Raw genomic sequence first — 22,326 nt, 5'->3', positions numbered from 1 at the left:
ACCGTCTACCACCTTGGCTAGCGCGAATATGTCGATTGGCCAGCAAGTCGAAGCAAGGAAAAGAGTCCTACATACCGTAAACACCCTTTCCTGCAACCACGACTCAGGCATCCACCATCGCCATCGCCTCCTCGACATCCACGGCCACCAGACGTGAACAACCGGGTTCATGCATCGTCACACCCATCAGTTGTTCAGCCATTTCCATGGCGATCTTGTTGTGGGTGATATAGATGAACTGCACTGTCTGTGACATCTCTTTTACCAATCGCGCGTAGCGTCCAACGTTAGCGTCATCCAGTGGCGCGTCAACCTCATCGAGCATGCAGAACGGCGCCGGGTTCAATTTGAAGATCGCAAAAACCAGGGCCAATGCGGTCAGGGCTTTTTCGCCGCCGGAGAGCAAATGGATGGTGCTGTTCTTCTTTCCTGGCGGCTGCGCCATGATTGTTACCCCTGTATCGAGTAGATCTTCGCCCGTCAGTTCCAAATACGCGCGGCCTCCACCGAAAACTTTTGGGAAAAGCGCCTGTAAACCGCCATTGATCTGATCAAAGGTATCTTTGAAACGGTTGCGGGTTTCCTTGTCGATCTTGCGAATCACGTTCTCAAGGGTATCGAGCGCTTCCACCAGATCGTCGTTCTGCGCATCCAGATAACGTTTACGTTCCGATTGTTGCTGGTACTCATCGATGGCCGCCAGGTTGATCGCGCCCAGACGCTGGATCCTCGCGGCGATGCGCTCGAGTTCTTCCTCGGCATCCTTCTCGCTGGCCTCGGCAGTCAATGTTGCGAGTACGCCGTGGAGATCGTAGCCGTCTTCCAGCAATTGGTCCTGCAAGGTCTTGCGGCGCACGGTCAGGGCTTGCCATTCCATGCGCTGGGTTTCGAGCTGACTGCGAATCAACTGGGATTGTTGTTCGGCCTGGCTGCGGCGCTTCTCGGCGTCGCGCAGTTCGCGGTCGGCGTCTTCGAGGGCGATCTGCGCGGTCTTGAGTTCTTCGTCGACGGTCATGCGCTTGTCGAGCAACTCCTCGAGCTTCAAACGCAGCTCTTCCAGCGGTGCTTCGCCCTCCTCCAGATTGAGGCTCAGTTGCTCGCGCTTTTCGGTCAGGCGTTCGGACTGCATCTCCAGACGCTCCAGCGCCTGGCGCGTCGAATCATGCTGCGCCTTGAGCGAGCCCAGACGCACCGCCAACTGGTGGGCGTGATCCTTGTGCTGCCGCGCTTCCTGGCGCACCCGGTCCAGACGCTCACGCAGGCTGTCGCGCTGGGCCAGCAGTAACTCACGCTGCTCGGTGTCCAGCGCCATGCTGTCGAGGGCTTCTTGCAATTGCAGGCGCGCTTCACCGATGTTTTCGTGTTCCAGCGCTCGCTGCTCGTCGAGTTCGATAAGCTCTTCGTCGAGACGGGTACGGCGCAGGGTCAATTGTTCGGCCTTGGCCTTTCCGGCGGAAAGTTGAGCCTTCAATTCACCTTGCTGACGCGCTTCGTCCTGCAGCAAACGGCGCAAATGTTCGCGACCGTTTTCCTGCTGACGCTGCTGCGCCCTGAGATTTTGCAGTCGGGTTTCCAGGGTTTCGACAGCGGTTTCACGCTCTTCGCGCTCAAGGCCCAGTTGCTGGATTTCCTGACCGCGGGCGAGCACGCCGCTTTCCGCTTCACTGGCCCGACGCACACGCAGAAAATGCCGACCGACCCAATAACCGTCACGGCTGATCAGGCTCTGCCCGGCAGCCAATTGAGCCCGCAGGGCCAAGGCCTGTTCGAGACTGTCCACCGGCTTGACCTGCCCCAGCCACGGCGACAGATCGATCTGCGCCTCGACCTTGTCCAGCAGGCTGCCCGGCACCCGTACACCATCGCTGGACGGGCTGAGCAAACGCAAGTCGCCCTGGGCAAAGCCCGACAGATCGAAGTCGTTGAAGTCATCCACCAGCACCGCTTGCAGGTCGGCGCCGAGCACGGTTTCCACGGCCAGCTCCCAACCGGCCTCAACCTTCAGGCCTTCGGCCAGGCGCGGGCGATTCGCAAGATTCTGTTCGCGTAGCCATTCGGCGGTGCCGGTACCCGGATCGAGCGCCGCTTGCTGCAAGGCTTCGAGCGAAGCCAGCCGACCGTTGAGGCGCTGCAAATCGCCCTGGGCGTGCTGCTGCGCGGTCAGCGCTTGCTGCAGTTCCTGACGCAACTGCTCGAGCTTTTCGACCTGAGCTTCTTCGCTGGTCTGCAAATCCTCAAGGGTCGCTTCGGATTCGGCGAGCTGCTCGCTGAGCTCCATGATCGCCGCATCTTCCGGGTCCGCCGAGAGCAAGGCGCGTTCTTCGCCAAGACGCTTCTGGCGATCGGCCAGGCGCTCGAGGCTGGTTTCCAGCTGCTGGATCCGCGATTGCTGCACTTCGGCCTGACGGCGCGGCTCGGCGGCGGTGAGGTTGAACGTATCCCACTGCTCTTGCCAGCCGTGCATGGTGGTTTCGGATTCTTCCAGCGCGGCAGCGGCCTCTTCGGCGGCGGCGCTGGTGACTTCCTGCTCCGGGGTGAGCATGTCCAGCTCTTCGCCGAGGGTCAGCAGCAGCGTGCGGTCGTGGCCCAGGTGCGATTCGGTTTCCAGGCGTGCGCGCTCGGCCTCTTTCAGGTCATCCTGCAATTGGCGCAAACGCTGCTGACCGTGCTGGATGCTCTGCTCGACCCGGGCAATGTCGCCGCCAACCGAGTAGAAACGCCCCTGCACCAGGTTGAAGCGTTCCGAGAGGTCGTGGTGTCCGTCACGCAGGCGTTCGATGCTTGCGTCGGCATTGCGCTGTTCGGCCACCAGGGCTTCGAAAGAAACTTCCTGGTTGCCGATGATCGCTTCACGCTGGCCGACCTGATCGTTCAGCGCCTGCCAGCGCAGGGCTGACAGCTGGGCCTTGAGCTGACGCTCCTCGCCCTTGAATTCCTGATACTTCTTGGCGGCCTCGGCCTGGCGGTGCAAGCGTTCGAGCTGACGCTCGAGCTCTTCGCGCAGGTCGGTCAGGCGCTCAAGGTTTTCGTGGGTGCGGCGGATGCGGTTTTCCGTCTCGCGCCGGCGCTCCTTGTACTTGGAGATGCCTGCGGCTTCTTCGATGAAGTTGCGCAGGTCTTCGGGCTTGGACTCGATCAGCTTGGAGATCATCCCCTGCTCGATGATCGAGTAGCTGCGCGGGCCAAGGCCGGTGCCGAGGAAGATATCGGTGATGTCGCGACGCCGGCATTTGGTGCCGTTGAGGTAGTAGGTGGTCTGGCTGTCGCGGGTCACTTTGCGGCGGATGGAAATTTCCGCGTAGGCGGCGTACTCGCCGAGCAAGGTGCCATCGGAGTTATCGAACACCAGTTCAATGCTCGCCTGGCTTACCGGCTTGCGGCTGGTGGAGCCGTTGAAGATGACGTCGGTCATCGACTCGCCGCGCAGGTTCTTCGCCGAACTCTCGCCCATCACCCAGCGTACGGCGTCGATGATGTTCGACTTGCCGCAACCATTGGGCCCGACCACCGCCGCCATGTTACTGGGGAAGTTCACCGTGGTCGGGTCGACGAAGGACTTGAACCCCGCCAGCTTGATGCACTTGAGCCGCAAGATCAGGCGTCCGTCAGGGCGGAGATCACCAGATCGCAACTGCGCTGGGCATAAGCCGTCAGCACCACGCGAATCTGTGCAAAATCACGGGCCAGCACGGCAGCGAGCAAGCGTTCGAACAGTTCGAGGAATTCGCTCATCGACGCTTTGCGCAGGTCCAGCGCGAGGAAATACGCACGGCTCATGGCCGGCTGCAGATTCTCGACGGTTTCCTGCAAGTACGGGTTGTTGGCGAACGGGTACGCGGCGCGCATCACATTGAAGCTGTCGTCGACGAAAGTACGGATGTCCTGACGCTCGTAGCTGGCAGTCAGGCGTTGCTGGATCTGCACGAACGGCGCCATGTCGGCCTGGGTTTTCCAGCCGCTGGCCACCGAGTTACCGAGCAGGATATAGAGCTCGCTCATCAGCGTGCACAGGCTCTGCACCTTGTGCGGCGTGAGTTCGGTGACGTGTGCACCACGTCGCGGCAGGATCGCGATCAGGTGCCGACGCTCGAGGATCAGCAAGGCCTCGCGGACCGAACCACGGCTGACGTTGAGGGCCAGCGTGACCTTCTGTTCCTGGATGCGCTCCCCGGGCTTCATTTCGCCGCGAATGATGCGTTCGGCGAGGTGGTGAGCGATTTGCTCGGCGAGGCTGTCCGGCGCCTTGAACGTCATGGTTGTCCTTCAAACTCTTTGATCTGTACAAGCGGCGCAGTGTAGCGCAATTGCTGCGTCAGGGCGGAGTGCCCGCCCGGAGGTTTTTTGGCACGATTCAAGCAAATTCAAGCAAAAAGGCAGGCTATCGAACCAACGACAATAATTAAGGAACAGGTGGTTAATCGACAAATTGCAATTTCCTGACCTTTAGGTCAGAAAATCATTGACCGAAAAGTCAGACCTGCTAAATTCAGTTCCTATCGGTTAACAACAATAATGAGTCTGCGAGGCCTTCCGTGATCCAGTTTTTACTAAACCAGGAACTCCGTAGCGAGCACGCCCTGGACCCGAACCTGACCGTGCTCAATTATCTGCGCGACCATGTGGGCAAACCCGGCACCAAAGAAGGCTGCGCCAGCGGTGACTGCGGCGCCTGCACCGTGGTGGTCGGCGAATTGCAGACCGAGGATGACGGCCGCGAACACATTCGCTATCGCAGCCTCAACTCGTGCCTGACCTTCGTGTCGTCCCTGCACGGCAAACAACTGATCAGCGTCGAAGACCTCAAGCACAAGGGTGAACTGCACAGCGTGCAGAAAGCCATGGTCGAGTGCCACGGCTCGCAATGCGGCTTCTGTACCCCTGGTTTCGTGATGTCGCTGTTTGCCCTGCAAAAGAACAGCGATGCACCGGATCATGCCAAGGCCCACGAAGCACTGGCCGGCAATCTCTGCCGTTGCACCGGCTACCGGCCGATCCTGGAAGCCGCCGAGCAGTCCTGCTGCGCCAAGCAACCGGACCAGTTCGACGCCCGCGAGAGCGACACCATCGCGCGCCTGAAAGCCATTGCCCCGACCGATATCGGCGAACTCAACAGCGGCGACAAACGCTGTCTGGTGCCGCTGACCGTGGCCGACCTGGCCGACCTCTACGACGCTTATCCACAGGCCCGCCTGCTGGCTGGCGGTACTGACCTGGCGCTGGAAGTCACGCAGTTCCACCGCACCCTGCCGGTGATGATCTACGTCGGCAACGTCGCCGAGATGAAACGCATCGAGCGTTTTGACGATCGCCTGGAAATCGGCGCCGCCACGTCCCTGTCCGATTGCTACGAGGCCTTGAACGCCGAGTACCCGGATTTCGGTGAATTGCTGCACCGCTTCGCGTCCTTGCAGATCCGCAACCAGGGCACCCTGGGCGGCAACATCGGTAACGCCTCGCCGATTGGTGACTCGCCGCCCCTGCTGATCGCCCTCGGCGCGCAAATCGTGCTGTGCAAAGGCGAAACCCGCCGCACCCTGGCGCTGGAAGACTACTTCATCGATTACCGCGTCACTGCGCGCCAGGAAAGCGAGTTCATCGAGAGGATCATCGTGCCCCGCGCCAGCGTCGAAAAACTGTTCCGCGCCTACAAGGTTTCCAAGCGCCTGGACGACGACATCTCGGCAGTCTGCGCCGCCTTCAACATTCGCCTGGAAAACGGCGTAGTGGCTGAAGCCCGCGTGGCCTTCGGCGGCATGGCGGCCATCCCGAAACGCGCCGCTGCGTGCGAGGCCGCCTTGCTCGGTTCGCCGTTCAACAACGCCACTGTCGAACGCGCCTGCGCTGCCCTGGCCGAAGACTTCACGCCGCTCTCGGACTTCCGCGCCAGCAAGGAATATCGCCTGCTCAGCGCGCAGAACCTGCTGCGCAAATACTTCATCGAACTGCAAACACCGCACATCGAGACTCGGGTGACCGCTTATGTCTAATCATCACGCCGTAGAGAAGACCCAAGCCGAATTGGCTGAACTGTTCGCCAAGGACCTGACCACCGGTGTCGGCCGCAGCGTCAAGCACGACAGCGCCGCCAAGCATGTGGCCGGCGAAGCGCAATACATCGACGACCGCCTGGAGTTTCCGAACCAGTTGCACGTTTATGCGCGCATGTCGGACCGTGCCCACGCGCGGATCATCAGCATCGACACCTCGCCCTGCTACGCCTTTGAAGGCGTGCGCATCGCCATCACCCACGAAGACGTACCGGGCCTGAAAGACATCGGTCCGTTGCTGCCGGGCGATCCGCTGCTGGCCATCGACACCGTGCAATTCGTCGGTCAACCGGTGATCGCCGTGGCGGCGAAAGACCTGGAAACCGCGCGCAAGGCGGCGATGGCCGCGATTATCGAATACGAAGACCTGGAACCTGTGCTGGACGTGGTCGAAGCCCTGCGCAAACGCCACTTCGTACTCGACAGCCACACCCACAAACGTGGCGATTCAGCCACCGCGCTGGCCACCGCTGAGCACCGCATTCAAGGCACCCTGCACATCGGCGGCCAGGAACACTTCTACCTGGAAACCCAGATCTCTTCGGTGATGCCGACTGAAGACGGCGGCATGATCGTCTACTGCTCGACCCAGAACCCCACCGAAGTGCAGAAACTGGTGGCCGAAGTGCTGGACGTGTCGATGAACAAGATCGTCGTCGACATGCGCCGCATGGGCGGTGGATTCGGCGGCAAGGAAACCCAGGCGGCGAGCCCGGCGTGCCTGTGCGCGGTGATCGCCCACCTCACCGGCCAGCCGACCAAGATGCGCCTGCCGCGGGTCGAAGACATGCTGATGACCGGCAAGCGTCACCCGTTCTATGTCGAGTACGACGTCGGTTTCGACAGCACCGGCCGCCTGCACGGCATCAACCTGGAACTGGCCGGCAACTGCGGTTGCTCCCCTGACCTGTCGGCGTCGATCGTCGACCGCGCGATGTTCCACTCGGACAACTCGTACTACCTGGGCGATGCGACCATCAACGGTCACCGCTGCAAGACCAACACCGCGTCGAACACCGCCTACCGTGGTTTCGGCGGCCCGCAAGGCATGGTCGCCATCGAAGAAGTGATGGACGCCATCTCTCGCCATCTGGCCCTGGATCCTTTGGCTGTGCGCAAGGCCAACTACTACGGCAAGACCGAGCGCAACGTCACCCACTACTACCAGACCGTCGAGCACAACATGCTCGAAGAGATGACCGCGGAACTTGAAGAAAGCAGCCAGTACGCCGAGCGTCGCGAAGCGATCCGTCGCTACAACGCCAACAGCCCGATCCTGAAAAAAGGCCTGGCGCTGACCCCGGTGAAATTCGGCATTTCCTTCACCGCCAGCTTCCTCAACCAGGCCGGTGCCCTGGTGCACGTCTACACCGACGGCAGCATCCACCTCAACCACGGCGGCACCGAAATGGGCCAGGGCCTGAACACCAAGGTCGCGCAGGTCGTGGCTGAAGTGTTCCAGGTGGAAATGGACCGCGTACAGATCACCGCGACCAACACCGACAAAGTACCGAACACCTCGCCAACCGCCGCTTCCAGCGGTGCCGACCTGAACGGCAAGGCCGCGCAGAACGCCGCCGAAACCATCAAGCAACGCTTGGTGGAATTCGCGGCTCGCCAGTACAAGGTCAGCGAAGAAGACGTGGAATTCCACAACGGCCACGTGCGGGTCCGCGATCACATCCTGACCTTCGAAGCACTGATCCAGCAGGCGTACTTCGCCCAGGTGTCGCTGTCGAGCACCGGCTTCTACAAGACCCCGAAAATCTACTACGACCGCAGCCAGGCGCGCGGCCGTCCGTTCTACTACTTCGCCTTTGGCGCGGCGTGCTGTGAAGTGCTGGTCGACACCCTGACCGGCGAATACAAGATGCTGCGCACCGACATCCTCCACGACGTCGGCGCCTCGCTGAACCCGGCCATCGACATCGGTCAGGTCGAGGGCGGGTTCATCCAGGGCATGGGCTGGCTGACCATGGAAGAGCTGGTGTGGAACAACAAGGGCAAGCTGATGACCAACGGCCCGGCCAGCTACAAGATCCCGGCCGTGGCGGACATGCCGCTGGACCTGCGGGTGAAGCTGGTGGAAAACCGCAAGAACCCGGAAGACACGGTGTTCCATTCCAAGGCCGTGGGCGAGCCGCCGTTCATGCTCGGCATCGCCTCGTGGTGTGCGATCAAGGACGCCGTGGCGAGCCTGGGTGACTACAAGCATCAGCCGAAAATCGACGCACCGGCGACCCCGGAGCGAGTGTTGTGGGGCTGTGAGCAGATGCGCCAGCTGAAGGCGGCGAAGGCTGTCGAAGCCGAGACCGAGTTGGCTTCGCTCTAAGACCGAGGTGCGGCCTTCGCGAGCAGGCTCGCTCCCACAATGGATCTCCAGCGGGCACAAATTTTGTGTATGACAGAGATCAAAATGTGGGAGCGAGCCTGCTCGCGAAGAGGCCGGAACAGACAACAGAGATGTTGAGGTGTTTATGTACAACTGGATCGACGCCCTCGCCGACCTGCAAAACCGGGGTGAGCCCTGCGTGCTGGTGACCATCATCGAAGAGCTCGGCTCGACGCCGCGCAACGCTGGCTCGAAGATGGTCATCAGCGCGAACCAGAGCTTCGACACCATCGGTGGCGGGCACCTGGAATACAAGGCCATGAAGATCGCCCGCGAGATGCTCGCCAGCGGCAAGCAGGACACCCATCTGGAGCGTTTCAGCCTCGGCGCCAGCCTTGGCCAATGCTGCGGTGGTGCAACCGTTTTGCTGTTCGAACCGATGGGCCAGGTTCAAGCGCAGATCGCCGTGTTCGGTGCCGGCCACGTCGGCCGCGCCCTGGTGCCGCTGTTGGCCAGCCTGCCCTGCCGGGTGCGCTGGATCGACTCGCGCGAAGATGAATTCCCCGAGCAGATCCCCCATGGCGTGCGCAAGATCGTCAGCGAAGAACCGGTGGATGAAATCGATGATCTGCCGGCCGGCAGTTATTGCATCGTGATGACCCACAACCACCAGCTCGACCTCGAACTGACCGCTGCGATCCTCAAGCGCAACGACTTCGCCTACTTCGGCCTGATCGGTTCGAAGACCAAACGGGTGAAGTTCGAACATCGCCTGCGCGACCGCGGTTTCGACAACAACGTCGTGCAACGCATGCGCTGCCCGATGGGCATCGGCGAAGTCAAAGGCAAGCTGCCTGTGGAAATCGCCATCTCCATCGCCGGCGAAATCATCGCCACCTATAACGCGAACTTCGGTCAGCACACCGCCAGCGCCGGATCGATTGCCAAACTGCTGCCTGCGTCACGCCGCAGTCAAGCCTCCAATTGAGAACTCACATGCCTTTGACTCGCAAAGCTTACCGCGCCGCCATCCTGCACAGCATCGCCGACCCAGCCGTCGTGGGCATCGAAGCCTCCTACGAGTATTTCGAAGACGGCTTGCTGGTTGTGGATAACGGCCAGATCAGCGCCCTGGGCCACGCCAGCGAACTGCTGCCGACCCTGGCGGCTGACGTCGAAATCACCCACTACCAGGACGCACTGATCACCCCCGGCTTCATCGACACCCACATCCACCTGCCGCAAACCGGCATGGTCGGCGCCTATGGCGAGCAATTGCTGGACTGGCTCAACACCTACACCTTCCCGTGCGAAAGCCAGTTCGCCGACAAGGCCCACGCCGACCAGGTCGCGGACATTTTCATCAAGGAACTGCTGCGCAACGGCACCACCACGGCGCTGGTATTCGGCAGCGTGCACCCGCAATCGGTGAACTCGTTCTTTGAAGCCGCCGAGCAGCTCGACCTGCGGATGATCGCCGGCAAGGTGATGATGGACCGCAACGCCCCGGACTACCTGACCGACACCGCCGAATCCAGCTACGTCGAAAGCAAGGCGCTGATCGAGCGCTGGCACGGCAAGGGCCGCCTGCACTACGCGGTCACCCCACGCTTCGCACCGACCAGCACCCCGGAACAGCTGACCCTGGCCGGCCAGCTGCTGACCGAATACCCGGATCTGTACATGCAGACCCACATCAGCGAAAACCTCAAGGAAATCGAGTGGGTCAAGGAGCTGTTCCCTGAGCGCAAGGGTTACCTGGACGTCTACGACCACTACCAGTTGCTCGGCGAGCGCTCGGTGTTCGCCCACGGTGTGCACCTGTGCGATGACGAGTGCGCGCGCCTGGCAGAAACCGGTTCGGCCATCTCGTTCTGCCCGACCTCGAACTTCTTCCTCGGCAGCGGCCTGTTCAACCTGCCGATGGCCGAGAAGCACAAACTCAATGTCGGCATCGGCACCGATGTGGGCGGCGGAACCAGTTTCTCGCTGCTGCAAACCCTCAACGAAGCCTACAAGGTCATGCAGCTGCAAGGTGCTCGCCTGAGTCCGTTCAAGTCGCTGTACCTGGCCACCCTCGGCGGCGCCCGCGCACTGCGCCTGGAAGACAAGATCGGCACCCTGCAACCGGGCACCGACGCCGACTTCCTGGTGCTGGACTACAACGCCACGCCGCTGCTGGGCTATCGCCTGAAGCAGGCCAATAACATTGCCGAGACGTTGTTTGTGTTGATGACCCTGGGGGATGACCGGACTGTGCAGCAGACCTATGCGGCGGGGAATCTGGTGCATCAGCGCTAAATTTCTTCAGGCATAAAAAATCCCCCGTTGCTTTTCAGCCCGGGGGATTTTTATTGCCTGTCACACCGCCTTCGCGAGCAGGCTCGCTCCCACAATAGATCTTCAGTGATCTTAGCTTATGTATTCAACACAAACCCTGTGGGAGCGAGCCTGCTCGCGAAAGCAGCGACTCGGCCTATCAGATTTTCGCCGGCGAGCGCCCAGGCTTCTTGGTCTGCAGCAAATGCGAGAACACCGCATGCAGATCATCCGAAGCACTTTCCTCGTCGAGGTTGAGCTTGCTGTCGATGTGATCCATGTGATGCATCATCAGGTCGACCGCCAGTTCAGCGTCGCGCTTCTCGATGGCATCGATCAACTGGGTGTGCTCATCGTAGGAGCAATGGGAACGGTTGCCGCTTTCGTACTGGGCGATGATCAGCGACGTCTGGGACACCAGGCTGCGCTGGAAGCTGATCAGCGGGGCGTTTTTCGCGGCTTCGGCCAATTTCAGGTGGAATTCACCCGACAGGCGGATACCAGCACCACGGTCGCCACGGGAGAAGCTGTCGCGTTCGTCGTTGACCATCTGGCGCAATTCGGCAATCTGCTCGGCGGTTGCGTGCTGAACCGCCAGTTCAGTGATCGCTCGCTCCACCAGACGGCGGGCCATGAACACCTGGCGGGCTTCTTCGACGCTCGGGCTGGCGACCACGGCGCCGCGATTCGGACGCAGCAACACCACGCCTTCATGGGCCAGGCGCGACAAGGCGCGGCGAATGATGGTGCGGCTGACCCCGAAAATTTCCCCCAGCGCTTCTTCGCTCAACTTGGTGCCGGGCGCCAGGCGCTGCTCGAGGATGGCCTCGAAGATATGCGCGTAGACAATATCGTCCTGGGTACCGCTGCGGCCGGCTTTGCCTGCTCGCGGTTGTTTCTTTAGGGGTTGCAACTGTTCGTTCATGGGCACTCGAGTCGGAAGAACTGCGGCGAATTGACCGCGACTGTAATACGGCACAGTGGGTCGCTGGCAAGTATCGCGTAAAAAACACTGCGATTGTACACAATGGAGGGTGGCAACACGACTGTACGGCTGAATGTTGCCTCGGCTGTATCGCAACGCCTGATTACTTTTGAGTTTAGGCTTGTTCGCAGAATCCGCCTTTGTAACGCAATCCCTGTGGGAGCGGGCTTGCTCGCGAATGCGGTCTGTCAGCTAAATCAATGTCGACTGACACGTCCTCTTCGCGAGCAAGCCCGCTCCCACAGGATTCAGCGTTGCAGCGGACATCTTCATCTGTAAAAGGAACACCACCGTCATGAACGACGCCACCCACACGCATATCCGCCCTCTGGCCGACACCTCGCCCTCGGCCATCGTCGCTGGCTTCATCGCCATGATGACCGGCTACACCAGCTCCCTGGTGCTGATGTTCCAGGCCGGGCAAGCGGCAGGGCTGAGCAGCGGGCAGATTTCTTCGTGGATCTGGGCCATCTCGATCGGCATGGCGGTGTGCTCCATTGGCCTGTCCCTGCGTTATCGCACGCCGATCACCATTGCCTGGTCGACCCCCGGCGCCGCGCTGCTGATCACCAGCCTGGGCGGCGTGAGCTACGGCGAAGCCATCGGCGCCTACATCACCTGCGCGGTGCTGGTGACGATTTGCGGGCTGACCGGCAGCTTCGAACGACTGATGAAAAAGATTCCGGCGTCCCTGGCCGCCGCCCTGCTGGCGGGGATCCTGTTCAAGATCGGCAGCGAGATTTTCGTCGCGGCGCAACACCGCACCGCCCTGGTACTGGGGATGTTTGTCACTTATCTGGTGGTCAAGCGCCTGTCGCCGCGCTACGCGGTGTTGGCAGCATTGCTGATCGGCACGGCATTGTCAGGCTTCATGGGGCTGCTGGACTTCAGCGGTTTCCATCTGGAAGTGGCCACGCCGGTCTGGACCACGCCGCACTTCTCCCTGGCGGCGACCATCAGCATCGGCATCCCGCTGTTTGTCGTCGCCATGACCTCACAAAACATGCCCGGCATCGCCGTATTGCGCGCCGATGGTTACACGGTACCCGCCTCACCGCTGATCACCACCACCGGCATCGCCAGTCTGCTGCTGGCACCGTTCGGCTCCCACGGGATCAACCTGGCGGCGATCAGCGCAGCGATCTGCACCGGACCGCACGCCCATGAGGATCGCAACAAGCGCTACACCGCAGCCGTCTGGTGCGGGATTTTCTACGGGATTGCCGGCGTGTTCGGCGCGACGCTCGCGGCATTGTTTGCCGCGCTGCCCAAGGAGCTGGTGCTGTCGATTGCGGCGCTGGCGCTGTTCGGCTCGATCATCAACGGCTTGAGCATCGCCATGAGCGAAGTGAAGGAACGTGAAGCGGCGCTCATCACCTTCATGGTCACGGCATCGGGGCTGACGCTGTTTTCCATCGGTTCGGCATTCTGGGGGATTGTCGCGGGGGTGGTGACCCTGGTGATACTGAACTGGCGCAAGGCCTGAAACCAAAAACCATCGGCATAAAAAAACGGCGACCCTTGGGTCGCCGTTTTTTTAGAACATCAAGCTACCGGATTGATCGGCTTTTCCGGGTACCAGACGTCCAGCAACGGGCTGACTTCAACGCTGGTCAGCTCGGTGCGGCCTTTGAGCCAGGCTTCAACGGCAGCGCGCTGTTCAGCGCTGACCGAGCCACGCTTCTGCAGGCAAACCAGACCGTAGTCGTCGCCGCCAACATAGCCCAGACCGTTGGCTTCCATGGCTTCTTTGAGGAACGCATCGAGGAAAGCATCAATGGCTTCATCAGCCAAATCTTCTTTGAAATCCAGGTTCAGTTCGAAACCCAGCTCTTGAAATTCATCGACGCACAGTTTTTTGCGCAGACGCTGGGAACGGTTAGTCGCCATTGGAACAATCCTCTTAAGTAATAACGGGCGGCACTTTAGCAGTTTAAGCCGCCGATTGCCTGACTCTCTGGGCCACCACGCCTACCGTCGGTAAAAAATAGCCGATCAGAATGCCCGCGCACGGCCCAAGCCGCGACACCTTGGGGCATAATGCCGACACTTTCATGACCATTGAGGGAATTTATCTCCATGCCCTCATCTTTTTTCCCCTCGGCTGTAGGGTTTTATTTCAGATGATCAAATCTTTGCGTCCATTGCTGTTGGCCGGTTTTCTTCTCCCCCTGGCCCTTCCCGTTTGCGCCGCTCCAATCAATACCGCGTTGTCGCCCAACGTTGAAAAAGCCCTGAAAGCCAGCAAGTTGCAGGACAACGCCCTGTCGCTGGTGATGATCCCGCTCACCGGCCCCGGCACCGCGACGGTGTTCAACGCCGACGTGTCGGTCAACCCGGCGTCGACCATGAAACTGGTCACCACCTACGCGGCGCTGGAAATGCTCGGCCCGAACCACCAGTGGAAAACCGAGTTCTACACCGACGGCACCTTGAGTGGAGGCATTCTCAACGGCAACCTCTACCTCAAGGGTGGCGGCGATCCGAAGCTGAACATGGAAAAACTCTGGCTGCTGATGCGCGATCTGCGCGCCAATGGCGTGACCCAGGTCACCGGCGACCTGGTGCTGGATAAAACCTTCTTCGTGCAACCGCAACTGCCGGAGTTCAATGACGACGGCAACGACGAGAACAAGCCGTTCCTGGTCAAGCCCGACTCGCTGCTGGTCAACCTCAAGGCGCTACGCTTCGTCGCGCGCAATGACTCGGGCAAGGTGCTGGTCTCGGTGGAGCCGCCGATTGCGAGCATCCGCATCGACAACCAGGTCAAGGCCCTCAATTCCAAACAATGCACCGGTGGCGTGCGCTACAACCCGGTGGCACAGGCCGACGGCAGCATGACCGTGACGGTCGGCGGTCAGCTGGGCGAAGGCTGCAGCTCACAGACTTACCTGTCGCTGCTCGACCACGCGACCTACACCGCCGGCGCCGTCCGCGCGATCTGGAAGGAACTGGGTGGCAGCATTCAGGGCAGGGATGTGCTGGCGCCTACACCGAAAGACGCCAAGGTCCTGGCCCGGGCGTTCTCGCCGGACCTGGCGGAAATCATCCGCGACATCAACAAGTACAGTAACAACACCATGGCCCAGCAGTTGTTCCTGAGCCTCGGCCAACGCTTCCGTACCGATGCCGACGGTGACGACGCCAAGGCCGCCCAGCGTGTCGTGCGTCAGTGGCTGGCGAAAAAGGGCATCACCGCACCGCACCTGGTGATGGAGAACGGCTCCGGCCTGTCCCGTTCCGAGCGTGTCAGCGCCCGGGAAATGGCCTCGATGCTCGAAGCGGCCTGGCACAGCCCGTATTCTGCCGAGTACATCAGTTCGATGCCGATTGCCGGCACCGACGGCACCATGCGCAAACGCCTGAAGACCACTGCCATGCGCGGTGAAGCCCACGTCAAGACCGGCACCCTGAACACCGTGCGGGCGATTGCCGGTTTCAGTCGCGACGTCAACGGCAACACCTGGGCGGTGGTGGCGATCCTCAACGATAAGGCCCCGTTCGGCGCCTCGTCGGTGCTTGATCAGGTGCTGCTGGACCTGTACCGCCAACCGAAACTGCCACAGACGGCTTCGGTGTTGTAACCGGATCTAAAGAACACTGTAGATCCCTTGTGGGAGCGAGCCTGCTCGCGATAGCGTCAGCCCAGTCAATACTGATGGTGACTGACACTCCGCTTTCGCGAGCAGGCTCGCTCCCACAGGACCGCATGCACTCTGGGCTAATTCATCTCCCCCTCAACCCTATCCCTTCCCGCCTGCTTCGCCGCGTAAACCCCCGAATCCGCGCGCAACAGCAAGGCATCGGCGCCCTCCCCGACCCGCCAACTGGCTATCCCGAAACTGGCGGTGACCGTACCGACACCTTCAATGGGTGAGCTGCGCAAGCCTTGCCACAATTGCTGGGCCAACATATAGGCATGTTCGCCGCTGATATCCGGGCACAGCACCATGAACTCCTCACCGCCCAGGCGGCAGAACACATCGGTGCGACGCAGCCGGTGTCCGATCCGTTGGCACACGGCCTGCAACACCCGATCACCGATGGCATGGCCATGCAGGTCATTGATGCGCTTGAAATGGTCGATATCGAGCATGATCACCGACAGATCCCCACCGCCGCGCTCCACCCGGGCCATTTCGGTGGTCAGGCGTTCCTGGAAATAACGCCGGTTGTGGATACCGGTCAGCGAATCGGTGACCGACAACGCCCGCAACTCCTCCTCCACCCGCTTCATATCGGAAATGTCCGAGATGTAGCCATGCCACAGCACGCCGCCACCCGGCAGTTCCTCCGGCGTGGCCTCGCCACGTACCCAACGCAGACCCCGTTGCGGCAATTGCACGCGGTATTCCTCGCGCCAGGGGCTGAGGGTGTCGGCCGAGGCGCGGATCGAGGCGCGGACACGGGTGGTGTCCTGGGGGTGAATCCGGGTGAAGATCGCTTCGGCATTGAACAGCAGCACATCAGGTTCCAGCTCGTAGATATCGCGAATGCCGTCGCTGGCATAGATCACGCTGAAGCGTCCGTCGAATTCCATCTTGAACTGGTAGATGCCGCCGGGCACGTGGGCGCTGAGCTTCTTCAACAACAGGTCCCGCGCCGCGAGCGCTTCATGGACCCGTTTGCGTTCGGTGATGTCGATGCACACCGCCAGGTGCCCGACCCAAAGGCCTTGCTCGTCGAGCACCGGCGTGGCGAGCATGTTGACCATCAAATGGCTGCCATCGCCGCGCACCAGCGTCCACTCCCGCGCCTCGTGGCCGCCCTCCACGTCGCCTTCGACCAGCATCGCCTGGCAAGTCGGCACTGGTTTGCCAAAGCGGCCGCTCAACTCTGTAGAGCGAGCGACCAGTTCCCGGGGCAGGTGCAGGTTCTCCAGGGTCATATGACCGACCACTTCGGCACTGGTATAGCCAAGCATCTGCTCGGCACCGGCGTTGAAGGTGCTGATGACGCCGCGCAGGTCGGTGGCGATGATCGCGACCTGGGTGGCGGCATTCAGCACGCCACGCAACTGGCCATGGGTGCCGCGCAGCTCCTGCTCTCGATCGCGCAGCTCCCGGGTGCGTTGCTCGACCAGTTTCAACGCCCGCTGCCGCTGGCTGACCAACACATACAGCAAGGCACTGAGCATCACGCTGAGCAATCCACCCAACACCACCACACTGGTCACGGAGGAATGGTTGGCCTGCACGAACGCGTCGCTGGGCTGGATATCGACTTGATAGTCATGGTCGGCCATGCGCAACAGGCGAGTGGCGGACAGCTCGCTGATGGCCGGCGGGTTGGGCGACTCGAACAGCACTTCGTGCTGGTCGTCGATCGACAAATCGAGGATGCGCACCGAGAGATAATCACGGCTCGCGTCCGGCAGTCCGTCCGCCAGCAACTGGCGCATGCTGATCACGGCCATGACATAACCGTAGGGCTTCGCGGCTTTGTGGTCCTGACTGTTGCGCTGCATGACCGGCGCGACCAGCAGCACACCACGCGCATAAGCCGGCTCGATACTCACCAGGTGCATCGGTTGCGACACCGCCATGCCGCCATGCTGATCGGCCCGATCGAGCGTGGCACGCCGCAGCGGCTGGGCCAGCAAGTCGTAACCGAGGGGAGCGCCGAGTTTGCTTTGAGTCTGGCTATACAGCACCGCTACGTACTCATCTCGCTCGCCGGCCGGGTGCAATTGGCCGTCGGCGTTGAGCTCTCTCAGGGCGAAGTTGCTCAAGCCTTCGTCACGCACCCGACGCTCGAACGTCGCCCGCTCTTCACGGGTGATCCGCTGGGCGTAGGAATAAGCCTGGGTTCGCAGCAGCAAAGGTTGGGTGTAGCCGTCGAATTCCGCTCGGGAAACCGAATCGGAATTGGCGAAAAACCGGCGCAGGCCATCGAGGCGCTGCTCCTGATCTTCGAAACGCTCTTCGATACGGCTGTAACGTTCACTGGCCAGCAGTTGGAAACGTTGCCGCAATTGATGGTGAAACAGATTCAGCGTCGACCACGCCAGCAACCCGGTGAGCACTCCACCGACAAGCAATACCAGCAACGCGACCAGCCAGGCCGAGACATCTTCACTGATAATTCCCAGGATCTTGGGGCGCACGGCGTGCAACGACATAAAACGCAAACTCAAAACGCCAGGTGCGGAGAAGCCCTTTGGCCATGAACTGAGTTATAGCTATTAGCCACTAATTTGACCAGCACTGTAGGAGCGAGCTCGCTCGCGATGGACTCAAGAACACCGCGTACATTCAGAAAGCACGCGTTATCGTTGTCGACCATCGCGAGCAGAGCTCGCTCCTACACAGATCCAGGTGTCAACGAGCCATGATTTTCCAGGCACGATGGATTTTGGCGTTGCGGGAAAAATCCGGATCGATGGTCTGGGCAGTGATCTCCTCGACCGCATAACGCTCGCCGAGATTGGCTTCCAGTTCGAACTTGCGGAAGTTGTTGGAGAAGTACAACACGCCGCCGGGCGCCAGTCGTGCCATGGCCAGGTCGATCAGTTGCACCTGGTCGCGCTGTACATCGAAGACACCTTCCATGCGCTTGGAGTTGGAGAACGTCGGCGGGTCGATGAAGATCAGGTCGTACTCGTCACGACTGGCTTCGAGCCACGCCATCACATCGCCCTGCTCCAGACGGTTCTTGTCGGAAAAACCGTTCAGCGACAAGTTGCGACGCGCCCAGTCCAGATAGGTTTTCGACAGATCGACACTGGTGGTGCTGCGCGCGCCGCCCTTGGCCGCATGCACGCTGGCGGTCGCGGTGTAGCAATACAGATTGAGGAAGCGTTTGCCGGTCGCCTCTTTCTGGATACGCATGCGCATCGGACGATGGTCGAGGAACAGACCGGTGTCGAGGTAGTCGGTGAGATTCACCAGCAGCTTGATCCCGCCTTCATTGACCTCGACGAACTTGCCCTGTGCTGCCTGGCGCTCGTACTGCTTGGTGCCGCTCTGACGCTCGCGGCGCTTTACCACCACGCGGCTCTTGTCGATGTTCAACGCCTGCGGGATGGCTGCCAGGGCATCGAACATGCGCGCCGAGGCCTTTTCCGGATCGATCGATTTCGGCGCGGCGTATTCCTGGACGTGGACCCAATCGTGATACAGGTCGATGGCCATGGAGTATTCCGGCATGTCGGCGTCATACACGCGGTAGCAGTCGATGCCTTCACGCTTGACCCACTTGCCCAGGGTCTTGAGGTTCTTTTGCAGACGGTTGGCAAACATCTGCCCGCCTTCGCTCAGGCGCGGCTGCTCGATCACCGGGGCCGGGGCTGGAACCGGTTTGATCGGATTGCCGTTTTTGTTGTATTTGCGCTCTTGCGGCTCGCTCGGCGCTTCATCGTAGGCCGCTTGCTCTCGCTCGGCCTGACGCTGTTCCGGAGTACGACGCTCACCGGTGACGAACTGATCCGGCAGCACCTTGATCAGCAACAGCTTGCACGGCAAGGCGCCGTTCCAGAACGAATACTGCTTGTGGCTGCGGATCCCCATGCGCTTGCCCAGGTTCGGCGCACCGGTGAACACCGCCGCCTCCCAGTTCAGGCAGGCCTGACGCAGGCGCTCGCCGAGGTTCTGGTAGAGGTAGAGCAGGCTCGCCTCATCACCCAGACGCTCGCCGTACGGAGGGTTGCAGATCACCAGGCCTTTCTGGTTCTGGTCCGGGCGCGGCTCGAAAGTCGCAACTTCGCCCTGGTAGATCTTGATCCACTCGCTCAGGCCGGCACGCTCGACGTTGTTGCGGCCCGGTTGAATCAGCCGTGGATCGGCTTCGTAGCCGCGAATCCACAATGGTGTTTTGGCCAGACCGGCAGAAGCACGCTCGGAAGCTTCTTCGTGGAGTTTTTTCCACAACGCCGGGACGTGACCGAGCCAGGCGGTGAAGCCCCACTGCTCGCGACGCAGGTTCGGCGCGATGTCGGCGGCAATCATCGCCGCTTCGACCAGGAAGGTGCCGACACCGCACATCGGGTCGGCCAGTGCGCCGCCTTCGGCCGCGATACGTGGCCAGCCGGAACGGATCAGGATGGCGGCCGCGAGGTTTTCCTTCAGCGGTGCCGCACCTTGCTGCAGGCGATAGCCGCGCTGGTGCAGGCTGTGACCCGACAGGTCCAGGGAAAGAATGGCTTCGCCGCGGTCCAGGCGCAGGTGAATGCGCAGGTCCGGGTTGAGCTTGTCGATGGACGGACGGTCGCCTTGCGGGGTGCGCAGTTTGTCGACGATGGCGTCCTTGACCTTCAGTGCGCCGAAGTGGGTGTTGTCGATACCCGAGCCATGGCCGCTGAATTCGACGGCCAGGGTGCCGTCATTGAGCATGTGGTCTTGCCACTCGATGTCCAGCACGCCGTGGTACAGGTCTTCGGCGTCCTTCATCGGGAAACGCTTGAGCACCAGCAGCACACGGTTGGCCAGGCGCGACCACAGGCACAGGCGATAAGCGGTTTCCATGGTGGCCATGCCGCGCACGGCAGAGGTGTGCTCGCGCGCTTCCTCAAGGCCAAGCCCGACGGCTTCCTCGATGAGCAGGCCTTCAAGGCCTTTTGGGCAAGTGAGGAAGAGTTCGAAATGATCGGACATGGGAATTCCAGAACCTTTAGCTGAGTGACCGGGCAACGCATTGCCGGTCCGGTTTTCAATCAGGCGCTTTTCTCGAAGAGCGCCCGCGTGGCACGAAGGTGTGCCGTTCCACCCCTGCTGCCCGGGTTAAATGAGCTTAGATGCAAGGACAGAAAAAAAAGTTGATGCAACAAAATGTCATAAGTCGACCCTTCGTCGAATAGTGCTTCCCGGCAACGGGAGCCATTCTCACTAAAGGATTAAGCCCATCATCCAGCGCAGGGCCGATCATACCGGGGTTTGGCCAATAAATACGCTAAAAACACGCTGTTACTTATGGCCTTAGCACATGAATAGTTACGTCCTTATGACAAAACGATCATTCCCTCGATGTGACGCATTGGTTAGAACTCAATACAGGTTGGCGCCGCAATGACGCCAACACCTTGGCTCGTCACGCCGGCAACGAGCCGCCAACGGCAGAGTTTTTCTGCCAGACCTCAATAGAGGTCGACGCGATAAATACAGTCAACAAGTGAGGGCAACACCCTATGAGAAGACTTAAGCGTGATCCGTTGGAAAGAGCATTTTTGCGCGGATATCAATATGGCGTTGGTGGTAAATCCCGTGAGCTTTGCCCATTTACTCTACCGTCGGTACGTCAAGCCTGGATTAACGGCTGGCGAGAAGGACGCGGCGACAACTGGGACGGTATGACCGGCACTGCGGGAATCCACAGACTCAACGAACTTCACGCCGTCGGCTAATTACAGGGCACAACACTCCGACACGACAATCTGATTTTGTACTGAATTAACCACGCACGTCCCATCCGGACGGCGGGCTACGGCCCAGGGGCTCCTTCATGGAGCCCTTTTTTATGCCTGCAGATTACTCACCTTCGAGTTGCAAACACACCTGTGGGAGCGAGCTTGCTCGCGATAGCGGTTTAACATTCAACGATGATGTTGACTGAAAGGCTGCCATCGCGAGCAAGCTCGCTCCCACAGGAGTTCAGCGTAGCGCTGCGATTGCGTCTACCGACTCACGAATCAGCGCCGGGCCTTTGTAGATGAAGCCCGAATAGATCTGCACCAGGCTCGCGCCTGCGGCGATTTTCTCCGCCGCGTGCTTGCCTTCGGTAATGCCGCCGGCAGCGATGATCGGCAGGCGACCACCCAGCTCCGACGCCAGCACTTGCACCGTGTGGGTGCTCTTGTCGCGAACCGGCGCGCCGGACAGACCACCAGCTTCTTCGCCGTGCTCCATACCTTCGACGCCTACGCGGCTCAGGGTGGTGTTAGTCGCAATGACCGCATCCATCCCGGTTTCGATCAGCGCCTGCGCAACTTGTGCGGTTTCTTCGTCGCTCATGTCCGGCGCGATCTTGATCGCCAGCGGTACATGCTTGCCATGACGCAATGCCAGTTCCGCGCGGCGCTCGGCCAGATCGGCCAGCAACTGCTTGAGCGAGTCACCGAATTGCAGGCTGCGCAGGCCCGGCGTGTTCGGCGAGCTGACGTTGACCGTCACATAGCTGGCGTGGGCGTAAACCTTGTCCAGGCAGATCAGGTAGTCGTCCACGGCACGCTCGACCGGCGTATCGAAGTTCTTGCCGATGTTGATGCCCAGCACGCCTTTGTACTTGGCCGCCGCCACGCGGGCCAGCAGGTGATCGACGCCGAGGTTGTTGAAGCCCATGCGGTTGATGATCGCCTCGGCTTCCGGCAAACGGAACAGGCGCGGCTTCGGGTTGCCCGGTTGCGGACGCGGCGTGATGGTGCCGATTTCGACAAAACCGAAACCCAGTTGGGCGAAACCATCGATGGCCGCGCCATTCTTGTCCAGGCCGGCGGCCAGCCCCACAGGATTGGGGAAGTCCAGGCCCATGACATTCACCGGCAGCTTCGCCGGGGCCTTGCACAGCAAGCCGTTGAGCCCAAGACGCCCGCCCGCGCCGATCAGGTCCAGGGACAGATCGTGGGAGGTTTCCGGGGAGAGTTTGAACAACAGCTGACGGGCCAGGGTGTACATGGGCGGATTTGACTCGATTGGCGGCGAATTGAGGCGGCG

Annotated in this window: 14 protein-coding genes; 7 read left to right on the top strand and 7 right to left on the bottom strand. The window is 60.9% G+C overall.

The window, feature by feature from the left end:
• Positions 1-103: 103 nt before the first annotated feature.
• Positions 104-3,592, bottom strand: a complete 3,489-nt coding sequence (smc, locus tag WHX55_RS08930) for a chromosome segregation protein SMC (RefSeq protein ID WP_150724671.1) — start codon at positions 3,590-3,592, stop codon at positions 104-106.
• 2 nt (positions 3,593-3,594) lie between these two features.
• Positions 3,595-4,254, bottom strand: coding sequence for a GntR family transcriptional regulator (locus tag WHX55_RS08925; RefSeq protein WP_103394962.1), 660 nt, complete (start codon positions 4,252-4,254; stop codon positions 3,595-3,597).
• Positions 4,255-4,532: 278 nt separating this feature from the next.
• Between WHX55_RS08925 and xdhA the strand changes: the two genes are divergently transcribed.
• The 4 genes from xdhA (at position 4,533) to guaD (ending at position 10,680) form a co-directional block, all read left to right on the top strand.
• Positions 4,533-5,987: a xanthine dehydrogenase small subunit gene (gene xdhA / locus WHX55_RS08920; protein WP_150724670.1), complete on the top strand. Its 1,455-nt coding sequence runs from the start codon at positions 4,533-4,535 to the stop codon at positions 5,985-5,987.
• Positions 5,980-8,379 (top strand): xanthine dehydrogenase molybdopterin binding subunit, encoded by a 2,400-nt coding sequence (gene xdhB, locus WHX55_RS08915; RefSeq protein ID WP_150756582.1) that lies wholly within the window; start codon positions 5,980-5,982, stop codon positions 8,377-8,379. The genes xdhA and xdhB overlap by 8 nt, the downstream gene beginning before the upstream one ends.
• A 145-nt stretch (positions 8,380-8,524) precedes the next feature.
• Positions 8,525-9,367 (top strand): xanthine dehydrogenase accessory protein XdhC, encoded by an 843-nt coding sequence (gene xdhC, locus WHX55_RS08910; RefSeq protein ID WP_150724668.1) that lies wholly within the window; start codon positions 8,525-8,527, stop codon positions 9,365-9,367.
• Positions 9,368-9,375: 8 nt separating this feature from the next.
• The gene (guaD, locus tag WHX55_RS08905) at positions 9,376-10,680 is read left to right on the top strand and encodes a guanine deaminase (RefSeq protein WP_150724667.1); all 1,305 of its coding nucleotides are present in this window, start codon (positions 9,376-9,378) and stop codon (positions 10,678-10,680) included.
• 178 nt (positions 10,681-10,858) lie between these two features.
• Here guaD and WHX55_RS08900 read toward each other — a convergent pair whose 3' ends face one another.
• Positions 10,859-11,623 (bottom strand): GntR family transcriptional regulator, encoded by a 765-nt coding sequence (locus WHX55_RS08900; RefSeq protein ID WP_008021853.1) that lies wholly within the window; start codon positions 11,621-11,623, stop codon positions 10,859-10,861.
• Positions 11,624-11,978: 355 nt separating this feature from the next.
• Here WHX55_RS08900 and WHX55_RS08895 point away from each other — a divergent pair, with 355 nt between their 5' ends.
• Entirely contained in the window at positions 11,979-13,169 is a 1,191-nt protein-coding gene (locus tag WHX55_RS08895) for a benzoate/H(+) symporter BenE family transporter (RefSeq protein ID WP_150724665.1), read from the top strand.
• A 59-nt stretch (positions 13,170-13,228) separates the two neighbouring features.
• On the opposite strand, the gene WHX55_RS08890 is transcribed toward WHX55_RS08895, so the two are convergent.
• Positions 13,229-13,573, bottom strand: a complete 345-nt coding sequence (locus WHX55_RS08890) for a YggL family protein (RefSeq protein ID WP_007971486.1) — start codon at positions 13,571-13,573, stop codon at positions 13,229-13,231.
• Between the two features lie 233 nt (positions 13,574-13,806).
• Between WHX55_RS08890 and dacB the strand changes: the two genes are divergently transcribed.
• Positions 13,807-15,267, top strand: coding sequence for a D-alanyl-D-alanine carboxypeptidase/D-alanyl-D-alanine-endopeptidase (gene dacB / locus WHX55_RS08885; protein ID WP_150724664.1), 1,461 nt, complete (start codon positions 13,807-13,809; stop codon positions 15,265-15,267).
• A gap of 137 nt (positions 15,268-15,404) precedes the next feature.
• Here dacB and WHX55_RS08880 read toward each other — a convergent pair whose 3' ends face one another.
• Positions 15,405-17,804 carry a diguanylate cyclase gene (locus WHX55_RS08880; protein ID WP_353742416.1) on the bottom strand — a complete coding sequence of 800 codons (2,400 nt, stop codon included), beginning with the start codon at positions 17,802-17,804 and terminating at the stop codon, positions 15,405-15,407.
• Between the two features lie 199 nt (positions 17,805-18,003).
• Positions 18,004-20,274, bottom strand: coding sequence for a bifunctional 23S rRNA (guanine(2069)-N(7))-methyltransferase RlmK/23S rRNA (guanine(2445)-N(2))-methyltransferase RlmL (gene rlmKL / locus WHX55_RS08875; RefSeq protein WP_150724662.1), 2,271 nt, complete (start codon positions 20,272-20,274; stop codon positions 18,004-18,006).
• A 530-nt stretch (positions 20,275-20,804) separates the two neighbouring features.
• On the opposite strand from rlmKL, the gene WHX55_RS08870 reads away from it, so the two are divergent.
• A complete protein-coding gene (locus WHX55_RS08870) occupies positions 20,805-21,020 on the top strand; it encodes a ribosome modulation factor (protein WP_003223300.1) in 216 nt (71 codons plus the stop codon).
• A 247-nt stretch (positions 21,021-21,267) separates the two neighbouring features.
• On the opposite strand, the gene WHX55_RS08865 is transcribed toward WHX55_RS08870, so the two are convergent.
• Positions 21,268-22,287 carry a quinone-dependent dihydroorotate dehydrogenase gene (locus WHX55_RS08865; RefSeq protein ID WP_008048626.1) on the bottom strand — a complete coding sequence of 340 codons (1,020 nt, stop codon included), beginning with the start codon at positions 22,285-22,287 and terminating at the stop codon, positions 21,268-21,270.
• Positions 22,288-22,326 lie beyond the last annotated feature (39 nt).

The sequence above is a fragment of the Pseudomonas fluorescens genome, assembly GCF_040448305.1.
GTDB classification, from domain to species: Bacteria; Pseudomonadota; Gammaproteobacteria; order Pseudomonadales; family Pseudomonadaceae; genus Aquipseudomonas; species Aquipseudomonas fluorescens_BH.
Note: the sequence above shows the minus strand (reverse complement) of the source record. Positions and strands in the feature narration are given on the sequence as shown.

What these genes read in the sequence shown, in the direction of transcription:
- rlmKL (WP_150724662.1), bottom strand. Translation starts at nt 20,274, where the DNA reads ATGTCCGATCATTTCGAACTCTTCCTCACTTGCCCAAAAGGCCTTGAA.
- WHX55_RS08900 (WP_008021853.1), bottom strand. Translation starts at nt 11,623, where the DNA reads ATGAACGAACAGTTGCAACCCCTAAAGAAACAACCGCGAGCAGGCAAA.
- xdhB (WP_150756582.1), top strand. Translation starts at nt 5,980, where the DNA reads ATGTCTAATCATCACGCCGTAGAGAAGACCCAAGCCGAATTGGCTGAA.
- dacB (WP_150724664.1), top strand. Translation starts at nt 13,807, where the DNA reads ATGATCAAATCTTTGCGTCCATTGCTGTTGGCCGGTTTTCTTCTCCCC.
- WHX55_RS08925 (WP_103394962.1), bottom strand. Translation starts at nt 4,254, where the DNA reads ATGACGTTCAAGGCGCCGGACAGCCTCGCCGAGCAAATCGCTCACCAC.
- xdhC (WP_150724668.1), top strand. Translation starts at nt 8,525, where the DNA reads ATGTACAACTGGATCGACGCCCTCGCCGACCTGCAAAACCGGGGTGAG.
- WHX55_RS08865 (WP_008048626.1), bottom strand. Translation starts at nt 22,287, where the DNA reads ATGTACACCCTGGCCCGTCAGCTGTTGTTCAAACTCTCCCCGGAAACC.
- guaD (WP_150724667.1), top strand. Translation starts at nt 9,376, where the DNA reads ATGCCTTTGACTCGCAAAGCTTACCGCGCCGCCATCCTGCACAGCATC.
- WHX55_RS08870 (WP_003223300.1), top strand. Translation starts at nt 20,805, where the DNA reads ATGAGAAGACTTAAGCGTGATCCGTTGGAAAGAGCATTTTTGCGCGGA.
- WHX55_RS08890 (WP_007971486.1), bottom strand. Translation starts at nt 13,573, where the DNA reads ATGGCGACTAACCGTTCCCAGCGTCTGCGCAAAAAACTGTGCGTCGAT.
- WHX55_RS08895 (WP_150724665.1), top strand. Translation starts at nt 11,979, where the DNA reads ATGAACGACGCCACCCACACGCATATCCGCCCTCTGGCCGACACCTCG.
- WHX55_RS08880 (WP_353742416.1), bottom strand. Translation starts at nt 17,804, where the DNA reads ATGTCGTTGCACGCCGTGCGCCCCAAGATCCTGGGAATTATCAGTGAA.